This is a genomic window from Streptomyces sp. AM6-12 (assembly GCF_044327085.1).
GTDB lineage: Bacteria > Actinomycetota > Actinomycetes > Streptomycetales > Streptomycetaceae > Streptomyces.
The window spans coordinates 148,625-164,484 of the sequence record NZ_JBIQWN010000001.1; the positions used below are offsets into that span (position 1 = coordinate 148,625).

General features: G+C 71.0%; 12 protein-coding genes. 3 read left to right on the forward strand and 9 right to left on the reverse strand.

Annotated elements, in window-relative coordinates; translation table 11 throughout:
* Positions 1–160: 160 nt before the first annotated feature.
* From ACE4Q9_RS00725 to ACE4Q9_RS00740, 4 genes are all read right to left on the reverse strand, one after another.
* Positions 161–1,054: an SDR family oxidoreductase gene (locus ACE4Q9_RS00725; protein WP_397982212.1), complete on the reverse strand. Its 894-nt coding sequence runs from the start codon at positions 1,052–1,054 to the stop codon at positions 161–163.
* A gap of 1,056 nt (positions 1,055–2,110) precedes the next feature.
* Complete coding sequence (locus ACE4Q9_RS00730) at positions 2,111–3,319, reverse strand: phosphatidylserine/phosphatidylglycerophosphate/cardiolipin synthase family protein (protein ID WP_397982213.1); 1,209 nt, start codon at positions 3,317–3,319, stop codon at positions 2,111–2,113.
* Positions 3,320–3,508: 189 nt separating this feature from the next.
* Positions 3,509–4,648: a PP2C family protein-serine/threonine phosphatase gene (locus tag ACE4Q9_RS00735; protein ID WP_397982214.1), complete on the reverse strand. Its 1,140-nt coding sequence runs from the start codon at positions 4,646–4,648 to the stop codon at positions 3,509–3,511.
* Positions 4,649–5,050: 402 nt separating this feature from the next.
* On the reverse strand, positions 5,051–5,755 hold the full coding sequence (locus ACE4Q9_RS00740; protein WP_397982215.1) for a GntR family transcriptional regulator: 705 nt from the start codon (positions 5,753–5,755) through the stop codon (positions 5,051–5,053).
* Positions 5,756–5,935: 180 nt separating this feature from the next.
* On the opposite strand from ACE4Q9_RS00740, the gene ACE4Q9_RS00745 reads away from it, so the two are divergent.
* Together ACE4Q9_RS00745 and ACE4Q9_RS00750 are read left to right on the forward strand one after the other, a co-directional pair.
* Positions 5,936–6,862 (forward strand): dihydrodipicolinate synthase family protein, encoded by a 927-nt coding sequence (locus ACE4Q9_RS00745; protein WP_397982216.1) that lies wholly within the window; start codon positions 5,936–5,938, stop codon positions 6,860–6,862.
* A 31-nt stretch (positions 6,863–6,893) separates the two neighbouring features.
* The gene (locus ACE4Q9_RS00750) at positions 6,894–7,895 is read left to right on the forward strand and encodes a proline racemase family protein (RefSeq protein WP_397982217.1); all 1,002 of its coding nucleotides are present in this window, start codon (positions 6,894–6,896) and stop codon (positions 7,893–7,895) included.
* A 173-nt stretch (positions 7,896–8,068) separates the two neighbouring features.
* On the opposite strand, the gene ACE4Q9_RS00755 is transcribed toward ACE4Q9_RS00750, so the two are convergent.
* The 4 genes from ACE4Q9_RS00755 to ACE4Q9_RS00770 are packed head-to-tail and all read right to left on the reverse strand — an operon-like array spanning position 8,069 to position 11,803.
* Positions 8,069–9,538, reverse strand: coding sequence for an FAD-dependent oxidoreductase (locus ACE4Q9_RS00755; RefSeq protein WP_397982218.1), 1,470 nt, complete (start codon positions 9,536–9,538; stop codon positions 8,069–8,071).
* Complete coding sequence (locus tag ACE4Q9_RS00760; protein WP_397982219.1) at positions 9,535–9,885, reverse strand: (2Fe-2S)-binding protein; 351 nt, start codon at positions 9,883–9,885, stop codon at positions 9,535–9,537. The genes ACE4Q9_RS00755 and ACE4Q9_RS00760 overlap by 4 nt, the downstream gene beginning before the upstream one ends.
* Positions 9,882–11,081: an NAD(P)/FAD-dependent oxidoreductase gene (locus tag ACE4Q9_RS00765; RefSeq protein WP_397982220.1), complete on the reverse strand. Its 1,200-nt coding sequence runs from the start codon at positions 11,079–11,081 to the stop codon at positions 9,882–9,884. Before ACE4Q9_RS00765 ends, ACE4Q9_RS00760 begins: the two co-directional genes overlap by 4 nt.
* A gap of 38 nt (positions 11,082–11,119) precedes the next feature.
* Positions 11,120–11,803, reverse strand: a complete 684-nt coding sequence (locus ACE4Q9_RS00770; protein ID WP_397982221.1) for a helix-turn-helix domain-containing protein — start codon at positions 11,801–11,803, stop codon at positions 11,120–11,122.
* A gap of 136 nt (positions 11,804–11,939) precedes the next feature.
* Between ACE4Q9_RS00770 and ACE4Q9_RS00775 the strand changes: the two genes are divergently transcribed.
* Positions 11,940–12,902, forward strand: coding sequence for a LysR family transcriptional regulator (locus ACE4Q9_RS00775; RefSeq protein WP_397982222.1), 963 nt, complete (start codon positions 11,940–11,942; stop codon positions 12,900–12,902).
* A gap of 99 nt (positions 12,903–13,001) precedes the next feature.
* Here ACE4Q9_RS00775 and ACE4Q9_RS00780 read toward each other — a convergent pair whose 3' ends face one another.
* The gene (locus ACE4Q9_RS00780; protein ID WP_397982223.1) at positions 13,002–15,296 is read right to left on the reverse strand and encodes a collagenase; all 2,295 of its coding nucleotides are present in this window, start codon (positions 15,294–15,296) and stop codon (positions 13,002–13,004) included.
* Between the last annotated feature and the right edge of the window lie 564 nt (positions 15,297–15,860).

The following is a 15,860-nucleotide window of genomic DNA, read 5'->3' on the forward strand; positions in this document are numbered from 1 at the left end:
CGCCGGCCCACGCCGGCCTTGTGGCGGCGGGCCGGGGCGGCCAGGTCCCGCGCGATGCCCAGAAACGCCGACCGGTCCCGCTGAACTCCTGGCCATCGGGCCGACCGCGCGGCCGATCGCGGAAGCGCGACCGGTCGGCGCCAGTGCCTGACGGGCGCGATCAGGGCAGCGGCGTTCCGCCCGTGGCGTTGACGATCTCTCCGGTGATGTAGCTCGCCTGGGGAGAGGCGAGAAAGACGTAGGCCGGCGCCATCTCGGCCGGCTGGGCCGGTCGGCCCAACGGTGACTGCTTGCCGAACTCAGCGGTGTCCGGCATCGTCGCGGGAATCAGGGGTGTCCACACGGGGCCGGGAGCGACTGCGTTGACGCGGATGCCGCGTTCGGCCACCATCTGGGCCAGCCCGTGCGTGAAGGAGATGATCGCCGACTTCGTCATCGCGTAGTCCAAGAGGTGTGGGCTGGGCTGGAAGCCTTGGACAGACGTGGTGTTGATGACCGACCCGCCTCGCGGCATGTGCCCCAAAGCCCTACGGGTCAGCCAGAACATCCCGTACAGGTTGGTCTTCATCACACGGTCGAACTGCTCGGTGGTGATGGATTCGATCCCGTCGGGCTGCGCCATCTGGTAGGCAGCGTTGTTCACGAGGATGTCGACGCGCCCCATCTCGCTCACCGCCCGGTCCACCAGGGCATGGCACTGGCCCTCGTCCCTGATGTCGCAGGCGACGGCCACGGCCTTGCGGCCTGCGTCGCGGACGAGCCGGGCGGTCTCTTCCGCCTCGTCCGCCTCCTCGGCCAGGTGGGTGAAGACGACGTCCGAGCCCTCCCTCGCGAAGGCCAGGCACACGGCTCGTCCGATCCCCGAATCACCGCCGGTGACCAGTGCCGCCCGGTCCAGGAGAACTCCGTGGCCTTGGTAGGACTCCTCCCCGTGGTCCGGCCGCGGGTCCATCGCCTCGGTCGAGCCGGGATGGTTCTGCCCCTGGTCGGGGAGCGGTGCCTGGGGGTGGCGGGAGACCGGGTCGGGAAGGTCGGGAAAGTCGGGCGCTGGCACGGTGTTCTCCTGTCGGGTCGAGCGGACGGGGCGGTGTATCAGGTCGCCGGGTGCGGTGCTTCCTTGAGCCGGCGGGTGAGGTGGGCTGAGCTCGCCGCGAGCGTTTTCGTGGTGACGGCCGAAGAAAGGGAGAACCGACGTTGTTCAAGCCCTGGAAGATGTCGGAGCCGGCCCGTCTCTCCACGGCCGGCCCACTCGTCGCCCTCGCTCATCTCGGTCTCCGCACCGGGCTTCACGCTGTGGTCAGCGATCTGGCTGGCCTTGCCCGTCACCCCCGTGTTCAACGAGGGCGGCCATGGTCGCTACAGCCCGCAGCGGCGCGTGGTTACCGGGACTCATGATGAGCGGCTACCCGCGCAGCCAGGGCGTTATCGCCTGGGACTCGATTCATCCCCCGCCCGGTCGGTCGGTCGAACGTCACTTCATTCGGGCCCTCGGTGGACGCGGGTCGCGTTCACGCCACGGCGCGCGGTGTGACTGCTGAGCCGATCGGCGGTGACGCTCCGCGCCGATCCGGCGAGGGCGACCCGTCTGCCGGTCAAGTGGCCAGGAGCTTCGGGGGTCGCCGCTGATGAGCGAGGTGGCCCTCGACGTGACGGCGGGAGGCGGCCGTCGCTCGATGGCCGGGACGTGCGGGCCAAGTCAGAGGGACCGAGACCGGCTCGGCGTCGCGCACCCGCAGATGGCACGCGCCGGGACGCGGGGGATCGTGCACCGCTCCTCAGGTGGTCCCCCGACCGCCGCACCGGTGGTGGTCGTCGTCAGCGACTGGTGAAGCCTGGGACCGCCACCGTACGGGCGTCACTCCTGATGTGGGCGCGATATTTGACGACAGAACCTAGTGGTCGCGGCCGCCCCGCACAGTGCCACCGTCTCATCACCCGGGCCCCGACACCCGCTTCGGACACGCCGAGCGGATCACCGTCCCGATCGAGTTCGCCATGCAGCGGGACAACGAGCGCGACCCGCGCGGGAGCACCCTCTCGCTGTTCCTGGTCCACGGGGGGAACCCGTTCGTAGGCGCGTTTCGCGGCAGTGCGGAGGCCTTTGAGTGGCTCACAGAAAGCGTCGGATGGGAGTGATCGCGGCTTCCTTGACGCGTTGCAGCGCTGCCCGGCGTCTCCATCGATCGAGGTCGATCTCCGTGCTGCGCTCCAGGTCCGCGTCGTAGTCGCGGTCGAGCGACGCGGTGAACTCCTCGTCCAGGACGGCGAGCATGACCTCTTCGTCGTGGTCCATGGAGCGGCGGTTGAAATTGGTCGAGCCGATGAGGCAGGCGACCGAGTCCACGGTGATGATCTTGGCGTGCATCATGGTCGGTTGGTACTGGCGGATGTGTACACCGGCCCGCAGCAGGCGCGTGTAGTGGTGCTGGCCGGCGAGCTGACAGGCGCGCTGGTCGGTGTGCGGGCCCGGCAGCAGGATTTCGACCCGCACACCGCGACGGGCGGTCTCGCACAGCAGATCGATGAAGTAGGTGTCGGGCGCGAAGTATGCGGTGGCCAGCCGGAAGCGTTCCTCGGCGGAGGTGAGCATGACGCGGATGAGGGTCTGCATGTCCTGCCAGCCGATACTCGCGGAGCCCCGGACGACCTGCACCACCGCCGAGCCGACCTGCGGGTGCTCCGTGAAGCGGTCACGGTCGTCGAAGAGTTCGTCGTGGCACTCCGCCCAATTCTGCGCGAACGCCGCCGCGATGCCGTCCACGGCCGGACCGCGAACCTGGACATGGGTGTCGCGCCACTCGTCGGCGTTGCGGGCGTTGCCGCACCATTCCTCCGCGATGCCCACGCCGCCGGTGAAGGCGGTCTGCTCGTCGATGACGAGGGCCTTTCGGTGACAGCGGTGGTTCTGCTTGAACGGTGACAGCAACATGGGCTTGCGGAACCAGGCCACCTGCACTCCCGCGGCACTCATGAGGTCCAGCAGCCTCCGCTCGATCCTCTTCGCGCCGAACCCGTCGAGCAGCAGCCGCACCCGCACCCCAGCGCGGGCGCGGTCCGCCAGAGCGGCGGCGAAGTCATGCGCAACCTGCCCCCGCCAATACACGAAGGTCATCATGTCGATGGTGTGCCGAGCCGCGCGGATCGCACCGATCATGGCGGGGAAGATCTCATCACCGTTGCGCAGCGGCACGAGGTCGTTGCCTTCGGTGGCGGCTACGCCGATCAGTCGCTCCAGGCGGCGGCGCAAGCGCTGCTTTCGCGCCGCCGCGTCATATGTGGTCTCGCGGACAGCAGGTGCCGGTACACCGTCGAGTATCACGCCGCATTCCCCCAGTGGGACAGAGAGCCGATGCCGCGGGCTGTCTGACCAGCCCGAACGAGCGGATTCCCGGTCGGCACCGGCTTACTCCAGCCGGTTGCCGGGAGCCGGCCGGGCAACCGGGCTGTCGGCGGCCCGTCTGCCTCCGCACGCGATGCGTTGCCGAAGCTCTCAGCGTGTGCACGGTCTTCAGGTGTTGGAGCCGCCGTGGGTCCGGCGCTGTCCCGAACAGCTGCCGTGCCAGTCCAGCACCAGGGCGGTGGCATCGTCCGGGAGATGGTCGCCGCAGGCTTCCTGCACCGCCGTGGTGAGTGCTCGGACCAACTCGCGGGGGTGTGCGTCGCGGGTGTCGAGGACGAGGGAGGGCAGGTCGACCTCGGCGGCGCCGCGTTCCTGCATGCCGTCGGTGAGCAGCACCAGCCGGTCCCCCCGGTTCAGGTGGAGCCGCTGCACCTCGTACGTGACCGGGGCGAGTGCCCCGAACGGGAGGTTCGCCTTGAGAACCAGTTCTTCCACGCCGTCTCCGCGCAGCAGCAGCGGCCGGGGATGGCCGGCGTTGACCAGTTCGCAGGCGCCCGTCTCCAGCTCCACGCGCAGCAACTGGCCGGTGGTCATGCCGCGGGCGTTGTCGGTGATCGCCTGGTGGGCGGCGTACGCCTGGTCGAGCAGGCCGTGACCGGCGCGGCGGGCCCCGCGCAGAGCGTTGACGGTGAGTGTGGCCAGCAGCGCGGAGGCGGTGTCGTGTCCCATCGCGTCCGTGACCGACACGTGCAGGATGTTCTGGTCGAGGGCGTAGTCGTAGCTGTCTCCGCCGACGTCGTCGGCCGGCGCCAGGCCGCACGCCAGCGTGAACTGGGCCGCCTCGCAGCAGGGCGCCGTCGGCAGCAGCTGGTGCTGGATCTCCGCCGCCAGACTCATGGTGGTGGTGCGTCTGCCACAGTGGTAGAGATCGGTGAAACGGCGGTCGGTCACCACGATGTACGCCAGCGCGTGCGCTGCCTGCACCACCGCGTCGAGGACCGAGTCGTCCGCGTGCGGCACCACCATGTCCAGCACTCCGATGCAGTCACCGCGGTTGGTCACCGGTGTCACCAGCCGCCGGCCGCCCTCCCCGTCGTCCTCCTGGTGCAGACGCTGAGTACGCAGCACCCGTTCGTAGACGCTGCCTGCGAGCTCCACCCTCTCCACCTGGGCGCACGCCTCCCCCACCCGGCCGGCTCTGGGCAGCCGAACGGCTTCCTTTCCGAGGATGTCGACGAACAGGAACGAAACCTCTGTCGCCGAGAGCCGCTTCTCCAGATTCCGGGCCACCACGTCCACCGATTCCACCGGGGCGGCATCCTCAGCCGCCCTCAACACGTCGTCCAATCCCAAGCCTTCTTCACCGGCCACAGCCACCTCCCTGCTCTGCTCGGCTTCTGGTTCCCCCGCATCGCGTCTGGATTCGCCGGGCTCCTGTGACTTCCCACCAGGGCAGGTACGAGGTAGTACGGCCGTTGGCACGAGATCGCCCTGAATCCGATCGGCCGCGGTGAAGTGGGCGGAAGCGGACTGAGGCGTCCGCGTCATGACCTACGGCACCTGCCTGGAGGCGCAGCGTTCGCGCGCCGCGCCTTCCGCGCCGACTGGGGCGCGCAGCGCCCCATGGCCGCCGCTGGACCTCGGCGACACAGGCCCGGTTGAAGCTGTTCCGCGGCTACGGCTCTGAACGCCGCTCCCCGGCGCGGAGCGTCAGCTCGCGCCGCGGTCGAGCCCCGCGGTCGGAGCGTCCTGGGTGGAAGCGGCCCACAGGGACCGGACTTTGCCGAGGTGGCGCCGCATGCATGCCTGTGCTCCGCCACTGTCGCCGGCCAGCATCAGGTCGAGCAGTTCGAGGTGCTCCTCGGCCGACTCCACCAGGCGGCCGCTGGCGTCCAGAGCGGTCAGCCCGTACAGCCGCGAGCGCTTGCGGAGGTCGCCGACCACCTGGACCAGGTGCGCGTTGCCGGCGAGGCCGAGCAGGCCGAGGTGGAAGCGGCGGTCGGCCTCCAGGTAGGCGATCAGGTCGTGTCGCCGGGCGCCCTGGACTATCTCCTCGGCGAGCGGGCGCAGCGCCTCCAACTGCTCGGCGCGCGCGAGGTCCGTGACGCGCCCGATCGTGGGGACCTCGATCATCTCGCGGATCTCGGCGTACTCGTCGAGCTCGCGCTCGCTCGCCTCGGTGATCCGGAAGCCTTTGTTACGCACCGCCTCGACCAGGCCCTCCCTGGTCAGGTCGAGCATGGCCTCGCGCACCGGGGTGGCCGACACCCCGAGTTCGGCGGCCAGGGTGGGCGCGGAATAGACGACGCCGGGCCGCAGCTCGCCCGCGATGAGGGCGGCACGCAGCGCGTTGGCCACTTGGTCGCGCAGGTTCTCCCGAACGGGGATGACGCTGCGGGACGACAAATGACCCATGACCGTTCCTCCAGACCTACGCGGGCGTCACTATACAATGTCACGTTGTTCACTACGGGTCTGCTCGCCCTGTCCGCATGCTGAGCCCGGACAAGCATCCGCCAACTGACGGCGCCGCCAGCCTTGTGGGCGCTGCGCATCGCTCAGTAAAATGTCACACACTACAGAAGGGGTTCCTCGATGACCGCCACCACTGCGTCCGACCCCGACACCGCCTGGAACGCCGATCGCCCATGGCGCGGCATCATGGTCGCCACCGCGCTGCCCCTGGGCGACGACCTCGCCATCGACTACGACGCCTACGCCGAGCACGTCCGCTGGCTCCTCGACAACGGCTGCGACGGGGTCGTGCCCAACGGCTCCCTCGGCGAGTACCAGACCCTCACCGACGACGAGCGTGCCCGTGTGGTCCGCACCGCCGTCGAGGCCGCGGGGGACGGCGCGCGCGTGATGCCGGGCGTCTCCGCCTACGGCAGCACGGAGTCACGCCGCTTGGCCGAGGAGGCCGCCGAACAGGGCTGCGCGAGCGTCCTGTTGCTCCCGCCGAACGCCTACCGAGCCGACGAGCGGGCGGTGCGCGCCCACTACGCGGACGTCGCGCGGGCCGGGCTGCCCGTCGTGGCCTACAACAATCCCATCGACACCAAGGTCGATCTCGCCCCCGCGCTTCTCGCCCGACTCCACGGCGAAGGCAGCATCGTGGCCGTGAAGGAATTCAGCGGCGATGTGCGCAGGGCCTATGAGATCGCCGAAGTCGCGCCGGACCTCGACTTGTTGGCCGGCGCGGACGACGTCCTGCTCGAACTCGCCCTGGCGGGCGCGGTCGGCTGGATCGCCGGTTACCCGAACGCCTTCCCCGCCGCCTGTGCCGAGTTGTACCACTCCGCCGTCGACCGCCCCGACACCGCGCTCCCGCTCTACAAGTCCCTGCACCCGCTGCTGCGCTGGGACTCCAGGACCGAGTTCGTGCAGGCCATCAAGGTGTCCATGGACGTCGTCGGCCGCCGCGGCGGCCCCACTCGCCCACCGCGCATGCCGCTGTCCGCCGAGACGGAGAACTCGGTCCGCACGGCGACCGAGAAGGCCGTCGCCCGCGGCTTCCGCTGACCGGAACGGCTTCAAACGAAAGGGACGTTCATTGCGTACCCGTCACGTCTTCCACGCCGTCGACTCGCACACCGAAGGCATGCCCACCCGCGTGATCACCGGTGGTGTCGGGGTGATCCCCGGGGCCACCATGGCGGAGCGAAGGCTGCACTTCATCGAGCACATGGACCACCTGCGCACGCTCCTGATGTACGAGCCGCGCGGTCACGCCGCCATGAGCGGCGCGATCCTCCAGCCGCCGACCCGCCCCGACGCGGACTTCGGAGTGCTGTACATCGAGGTCTCCGGGGTGCTGCCGATGTGCGGACACGGCACCATCGGCGTGGCCACCGTCCTCGTGGAGACCGGCATGGTCCCCGTCGCCGAGACCACGACCGTCCGCCTCGACACCCCGGCCGGCCTCGTCACCGTGGAGGTCCACGTCGAGGACGGTGCGGCGAAGTCGGCTACGCTCACCAACGTCCCCGCCTACTGCGTCGGCCTCGACCGGAAAGTGGACGTACCGGGGTACGGGACGGTGACGTACGACCTCGCCTTCGGCGGGAACTTCTACGCCTTCGTCGAACTGAGCGCGCTGGGGCTGCCGTTCGATCGCGCGCGCAAGGACGACCTGCTCGCGGCCGGGCTGGCCATCATGGACGCGATCGACGCGTCACCGGACCGCCCCGTTCACCCGGAGCAGCCCGAGATCGCCGGGGTCAAGCACGTCTACTTCGCGGCCCCCGGCTCCGACGCGTACCGCTCCCGCCATGCCATGGCCATCAAACCGGGCTGGTTCGACCGCTCACCGTGCGGCACCGGTACGTCGGCACGCATGGCCCAGCTGCACGCCCGCGGCGCGCTGCCGCTGCACCGTGACTTCGTCAACGAGTCTTTCATCGGTACCGAGTTCGCCGGCCGTCTCGTCGCGGAGACCGAGGTCGGCGGGCTGCCCGCCGTCGTCCCCCGCGTCACCGGGCGCGCCTGGATCACGGGCACCGCCCAGTACTTCCTCGACCCGGACGATCCCTTCCCCGGTGGCTTCCTGCTGTGACCAGGGCCCTCGACTCGAACGCACGCCCGTGCCGCCCAGCCCCGCCGGTTCGCGGCCGGCGCGGCTGACCGATCGGCGGCGCCGGGTGCGGTCGCCGCTGCCGTGGAGGCCGCCGCCGTCGAACTGGCGGCCCGCGCCGTGGTCAGCGGGCCTACGGCGAGGCGCTTCCTGGCTCAGGCCGTGTCGTCCGGGACTCGGTCCGGGCCTCCGGCGAGTTCGCCCAGCCGGATGGGCTGGGCGATCGGCCGGTGGTGCGGGCCGGCCACCGGCAGGCCCTCGACCGGCCGGTCGAGGGGCTCGCCACGCAGCCGTGCGCTGAGCTCGGCGACCGTGGGGCCGCACACGCGGGCCTGGCACGGGCCGAGACCGGCGCGCGTCTCCAGCTTGGCGACCCTCGCGGCGGCACTGGCCACATGGGTGACGGCCCGGCAGAGCGACGCGTAGTCGGTCTCCTCGCAGCGGCAGACGACCGTCTCCGGCCGCAGCCATCCGGGCCAGGCCGCACCGATGGGGTGCGCTCGGGCCAGCCGCTCGGCGAAGGCCCTGCCCTGGTCCCGGCCGCGGCGCAGGCGGCGCAGGGCGGGGGACGCCGGATCGCCGCCGCCGGCCACCCACCCGGCGAGCGCCCCCTGAACCCGTGCGGCCGGGGCACCCGCGATGCCGGTGATCTCGCCGCAGGCGTACACGCCGGGACAGCTGGTGCGCTGGTCATCGTCGACGGCGACGAACTCGCCGGCCGGCGAACCGCGCAGCGCGCACCCGGCGGCCACCGGAAGCTCCAACTGCGGGCTGAAGCCGTGGGTGACGCACACCGCGTCGACCGCGATGGTGCGCTCAGTGCCCGGCACCACCGACCAGTCGCGCCGCAGTCGCGCGGTGACGACCTCCTCCACCCGGCCGTCCCCGCGCGCCTCGACCACGGCCCGGCCGGTTCGACAGGGCACCCGATGCCGTAGCAGTGCCGCCGTGTACTCCACGAGCTCGGCGGCCTTCCCGGCCTGCGCGGCCAGCTCCCAGGGGCGCCGTGACCAGCCTCGCGCCATGGTGGCCGTCGCGTTGGCCTCGAACACGGCCAGCACTCGGGAGCCGGCTTCCAGCAGCGACGCGGCCACCGGGAGCAGGAACGGTCCGGTGCCGGCGACCACCACCCGGTCCCCCACCACCACTCGTTCGCCCTTGGCCAGCGCCTGTGCCGCGCCGGCGGTGAACACACCGGGCAGGTCCCAGCCGGGGAACGGGAGCACCCGGTCGTGGGCGCCGACGGCGAGCACCAGCGCGTCGGGGTCGAGTTGGAGACGACGCCGGTCAGCGCCATCGGCCGGGCCGCGCAGCACGTGGACCCTCGGTGGTCCGGGTTCGTGCGGGGCCGGGCGTTCCAGCGCCCACACCGTGCTATCCGGCCACCAGGTGCAGCGTGGGTGCGCCAGCACCCGCCGACGGCGCCGGTCGAAGGCTCGCCAGCCATGCTGGAGCCGCTCCGGGCGGGCGGCGGCGTAGGCGGCCGGCAGCATGCGGTGGTACTGGCCGCCGGGCTGTTCCGCCGAGTCGATCAGTGTCACCTCGGCACCGGCGATCAGTGCGGTCTCCGCCGCGGCGAGACCTGCGGGGCCCGCGCCGACGACGATGACGTGAGGGGGCGTCACCTCTCCCCCGTTCCGGACTCTCGCACGGTCCCGGCCCCCGGTGCGCCGGGCTGCCGGGACTGAAGGGTCACCACGTCACCGTCACGTGCCCGGCGGCGGCAGGCGCGCACGTCGCGCTCGGCGCCCACGGTCACCAGACAGTCGAAGCAGACGCCGATTCCGCAGAACACCCCACGGGGGGCGCCGGAGACGCCGCGGCGCCAGCCAAGACGGCCGGCCGCGAGCATCACTCCCGCGATGCTCTGGCCGTCGATGCCCGGTACGGCCTCGCCGTCGACGGTGATCAGCAGCGGCCTCTCCCGCCGCCCGACCGCGTCGGCCTCGGCACGGACACGTCTCGGGCTCATGCCGTCTCCTCACTCGCGGGATGCGCTGTCGCGCCCAGTACGGCCGGGCGGTCCACGCGGAACGCGGTCACGTCGATCTCCGTCGGCAGATCCAGGATCAGGTTCCGCAACAGCCGGGCGGTGCCCACCGACAGACCGATGCCGGCGCCCTCGTGGCCCCCGGCGTGCCAAAGGCCGGGGAGGCGCGGGTCGGCGCCGATGATCGGCAGGTGGTCGGGTACGTAGGGCCGGAATCCTCCGTACGCGCGCATCACCGGGACGCCGGCCAGACCGGGGAAGAGCCGCAACGCCTTGGCGGCGATGCGGGACAGGACTTCGGGGCGCAGCCTGTCGTCGAAGCCGACCCGCCGGCGTGAGGAGCCGATGAGGACGCTGCCGCCACGGGTGGACTCCACCACCGCCGACGTCTGGAGTTCCCCGGTGCCGCTGCCGACCGCGCCCACGTAGTCGGCGTCATAGACCTTGTGGAAGACCGTCGGCGGCAGCGGCGTGGTCACCAGTACATCGCCGCGGCGGGGGCGGACGTCCACTGGTGCGCCGAGGCGGGCGGCCAGCTCGCCGGCCCACGGTCCCGCGGCGTTGACGAACATGTCCGCCTCGATGAGGCCGGCCGGAGTGCACACCCCGGTGAGCCGCCCCGCGCGTATGACGGCGCCGACCACCTCGCATCCCGTTCGCAGTTCCGCGCCGCTCCGCAACGCGTCCGTGAGCAGGGCCGCGGCCGCCGCGGCGGGCTGCACCTGGGCATCGTCGGGGTAATGCAGTGCCGCGGTGTGGTCGCGGGTGACCGACGGCTCGGCCGTGGCGAGCACGTCGGCGTCGAGGACCTCCGCGCGCACACCCGCGGCGCGCTGGGCGTCGGCGAACCGGGACAGCTCGACGGCCCCGGCATCCGTGGTCGCGACGACGATGCCCCCTTTGGGCTCCCACTCCACCGCGCGCACCGCGTGGGCGGACCTCTCGGCGATGCCGGCGAGCACCTGCGGCCACAGCCTCCGCGACAGCTGGGCGAGTTCCAGCTCCGGGCCGGGTCCCTTGTCGGAGACCAGTACGTTGCCCTCGCCGTGCGCGGTGGTGGCCTGGCCGGGGTCGCCGCGGTCGACGACGGTGACCTGGACGCCGGCCAGGGCCAGCTCCCGGGCGCAGGCGGCGCCCACGATCCCGGCGCCCAGCACCGCTACCCGCGTTCCGTTCACGGAACCCCCACTGTTCGCTATACCGAACGAACGGGAGGCTACGAGGCCCTGTCCGATGTGTCAACGGTCATGTCCGGCCGGACTGCCTGTCGGCGCCGCTCCGCGCTCGCCCCCGCTGCCGGACAGGGGGCGTCGAGCGCCGGGGCGGACAGATGCAGCCGCTGATCGGCTCGGTACTGCAACAGCAGCACCGAGCGCACCTCGCCGTCGAGCGCCGTGTAACTGTGCGTTAGCGCCGCGTCGAACCCCACGTAGTCGCCCGGACCCAACTCCACCTCGCGCCCGTCCACCCGCACGCCGAGCCTGCCGGCCTGCACGATGGTGTGCTCGGTGCCGACGTGCCCGAGGGATTCCTGTCGGCCACCGCCCCGCACCCGCTGGTCGTAGACCTCGAAGACGGCGTCGCCCGACTCGATCCGCCGCAGTGAGCGCAGATCGACCGCCTCGCCCCGCAGCACCTCCACCTCCTCGGCACGCGCCAGGACCAGTCCGTCGGAGGGCCGGGCGTCCAGCAGGTCGGAGATCGGCACCTCCAGCACGCGCGACAGGCTGAACACGGTCTCGATGGTGGGGTTGCCCGTGCCGGACTCCAACTGCGACAGCGTCGCCTTGCCGATCTTCGAACGCCGGGACAGCTCGGAGATCGACAACCCTCGCCGGGTCCTCGCACGCCTCAGGTTGGCGGCCAGCATGCCCCGGATCGAGCCCTCGGAGGCACTCACACTCTTCCCTCTTCTCCCCCACCTCCGTTCGCTATACCGTACGGAGTGGCGCTGGTTCGTTCGTTGTCCCGAACAGCTTCGGACATCGCGGCGCAGCACTGCAAGAAACCCGGCCGTGGCTCTCGCAGGGGGCGCGATGGAACTCGAACTCCGACACCTGCGGATTCTGTGCACGATCGCCGACACGCTGAGCCTGGGCCGGACGGCCACGGTCCTCGGGTGCTCGCAGCCGGCGGTCAGCAGCCAACTGAAGCGCATCGAGCGGCTGTTGGGCGCGGACCTGTTCGTCCGGGGCAGTTCGGGAGTGACACCGACGCGCTTCGGGGCCGAAGTCGTGGTGCGGGCGCGCGAGGTGGTGGCGCTGGCCGACGCGATCGGGCGGCGGTCCACCGCGGAACGGCTCAGGACCGACCGGGTGCTGCGGCTGGCCGCGACGAACACGCCCATTCTGCCGGGCCTTTTGCAACGGGCGCGCGCCGCCCTGCCGTCGCTGAGCACGCAGGTGAGCAGCGTCTACTCCTCGGCCGGGATCGTGGCTCTGGTCGAGGAAGGCCGACTGGATGTCGGCGTCGCGGTCGACTATCCGGGAAGCGAGTTGCGGCATTCGAAGGCCGTGGCGCGACGCGGAATCGTCACCGAGCCCAGTTTCGTCGCCCTGCCCGCCGGTCATCCGGCGAGCGCGCGGTGGGACGTGTCGCTGCGCGAGCTGGCAGATGACGCCTGGTTCCTGACGCCCGACGACGGTGCGGGCTGGCCCGGCGTCTGCTACGACGCGTTCCGGACCGCCGGCTTCACCCCCGCCACGGTGCACGAATTCCTCGGGGACCGGGACCAGTTGCAGCGGATGATCGCGGACGGGCTGGGTGTCTCCGTCGTCCAGGCGACGTGCCAGCCGAATCCGGGCGTGGTCGTCAAGCCGCTGGCCGGCACGCCCCTGTGGTGCCGCTACGTTTTGGTGTGGCATCGCGAGCGCGTGTCCGACGTGATGGCCGAGACGCTTTTCGGCGCCGCCCTGGCCGCCTACGAGGAACTCATCGGCCGTGCACCGCACTTCCAGGCGTGGGCCGCCGCCCGTCACTACCGCATCCCGCGTACGTAGGCCGCGGGATGCGAACGGCCGGCGCGCTGCCGAGACCGCGGCGCGTCGACCGGGGTCGACCGGGCCGCGGCCTCGGCTCAGTGCGTGTCGGTGACGGGCTCAATACGAGGTGGTGACGGTGACCCCCTCGAAGTCGGTCACCGCGTACAGGCTGATGTACCGGTACCCCGCCTCGGTGTTGGTGACGGTGATGCTCTCCGTGTTGCCGGAGTTGGTGGACCTCTTGGTGTAGGCGGTCGGGCCGGCCCATGTCACCGGGTCGTAGTAGAGGTCGGCGTTGCCGCTGCCGCCGCTGGTGGTGACCTTCAGGGTGGTGGTGCCGGCCGGCAGGTAGATCCAGAAGTAGTCGGTGTCCCCCGCCACCCCGGACTGGCCGGAGCGGTAGCAGTTTTGGCCCAGTGCCTGGGTGTTGGGATCGGTGCACGCCGTGGCCGAACCGCTGCCACTGTCACCGGCCAGGGTGTCGAGCCAGGCGTCGAAGTCGGCGTCGTAGCCGGTGCCGATGCTGTTGTAGACGGTGTAGGCACCCTGGTAGTCCCCGGTCCGCATCTTGGCCAGCATGGCCTGTATCCGGTCGGGGTGCTTCTCGGTCATGTACCGGACGGCCAGATAGCCCCACGGGTAGGTGCGCGTCTCGTCGTCGATGGCGTAGGTGTTCTGGAACAACTGGCTGAGCTTGTAGGTGTGTTTGGCGGCCTCGGCGATCGCGTCGTCGTCGGTGATGCCGCGGTAGGTGTAGGAGACGTACTCCGCCTGCCCTTCTATCCACCACACGTCCGGCACGGTGACCTGGGTGCCGAAGTCGCCCTTCATGTCGTAGATGGACTGCAGGACGTGGGCGAACTCGTGGTTGAGGTTCCACGCGTTGGCCGGGAAGCCGTTGTCGGTCGGCCACTGGTAGAGGATGGAGTAGGCGATGTTGTTAGGGTCGGTGGGCGTGCCGGTCATCGTCTCGCCGCCGTTGTCGGTGTCGTTCCCGAAGATCGCCCACGAGTAGGTCGCGTAGTCGGACTTGCTCCCGAAGACGACCATCTTCACGTCGAAGTACTCACCGGGTATCGGCGTGGTGGTCTTGACCTGGTCCTGGTAGAACTTCACCTCGTTCGTCAGGCTCGCGCAGACGGCGGTCTGTTCCGTCGCGGTGAGCGCCTGCGCCATGACGGTGAAGTCGGCACAGGGGTAGTCGATCGGCAGTGCGGCCGCGGTGAGTTGTTTCGCCAGATCGCAGACCCCGTAGTAGGAGCACTGGCCCGGATCGCCGGTGCTGGCCCGGTAGGCGACGTGCACCCACAGGTTGTCCGTGGCGCCGGTGATGGACGAGCCGTCCAGCAGACCCTTGATGAGCGGGCGGATCTTGCTCTGCAGGGCCGGGATCTGGATGAAGTTGGCGAGGTCGTTCCCCGCGTTGGAGTCGAGGACGTCGTTGCCGCCGCCGAGCAGGTCGCGGTGGTCGAGGGTGAAGTGGTAAAGGGTGTCGGCGATGCCGGGGTCGGCAGTGATCGCGCTGACGAAGTCCGGGAGCCACGGGCCGCGCCACAGCGGGGTGTAGATCGCGTTCAGTGCCCGGTCCATTTCGGGGACGGCGTCCCAGGTAGCGCTGTCGTAGGCGTCGAGGTACCGGGAGTAGACCTTCAGGTAGTCGGCCTGCGCCTGCGCGCTGTCGGAGAGGATGAACGCCTGTTCCAGCACGCCGCCGTTGCCCGCGCTGACGTCGTTGGCGTGGCCGCTGGCGAACAGCGTGTCCAGCCCCTTCTCGGTGGCGCCGCGCAGCGAGGAGTCGTAGGTGCCGACGTCCTGGGGGTCGCCGTACTGCACGTAGTAGCCGGCGCGCATGAAGTACATCAGTTCGTACAGGCCGCCGGAGTCGTCACCGGTGTAGGAGCCGGCCGCGCTCGTGACGCCGTTCGCCACCGCGAGCATCTGCGACTCGTTGAACACCGCGTGCGCGTCCGAACCGGTCAGGCTGAACAGCGGGTTGAGGCAGGAGTTCCAGTCCACTGTCTTGATGTACGACACCAGGTCGCTGCCGGACCGGCCCGCGAAGTCCGCCGTGGTGCACGCGGCACCGGTCGCGTTGAGCGCCGTGTGCCCGGACAGGTGCGGCTTGGACGGCTTGGCCGAACCCAGGGCGGCCGGCTCCCCGCGGAGCTTCGGGGGCAGCGGTTTCGCCTGCGTGGTGGGGGCTTGGGACTGGCCGGTCTGGGGTCCGGTCGGTGTGGCCTTTCCGTGCTGTCTGGCCGCCTGCACAACCGCGGAGGGTGCCGCGGCAGGCGACGGGACCGGTCCGGTGGCACCTGGGACCGCCGCGGCCTGGGCGGTCATCAGGCCCGCGACGAGCCCTCCGGCCGCCAGCCCGGCGGCCAGGATTCTGGGCAGGAGTGGTCGAGACTGCATCACGTCTCCAGTGGGGGGAGCGGAGGGGAGGCCGCCCGAGGAGGCGGGCAGCGGTATGTAACATTGCACTGACGTGAAGTCACGGGCAATACTCAAGGGCCCAGCACTGTCCCCGGCCGACCCATAACACCGGTGCGCGGGAGTGCCGGTGCGACAGGCCGCCCGCGCCCGACCGGAGCGAGAAGCCGACGACCAGGACGCGCTCGGCGCATCACACGCAACGGGGCCGTGTACGGCGGTTTCCTGGTGTCGGCCGGCAACGGCGGGGCCCCTCTCGGGGCCCTCTTCCGGCACGACGGCGGGTTCGCCACGGCCTGCGGGCACGGGAGCACGACGGCCCGGGCGCCTGGGCGGTCGCCTCGGCCCGGACTCCGGCGCCCGCCGACGGCCTGAACGACGCGGCGATCGACGTACCGTCCGGGCGCGTGACGGCGGGCATCAGGACCGGCAACGACCACCGTCGGCCGGACGTTCCGCGACGCGCTCAACGCCGCCCGCGCCACCGGGCATCCGCCCGGTCCGGGGCCTCTTCCGTTCCCCAGCGGTAGGGATTCGGCGGCGGGC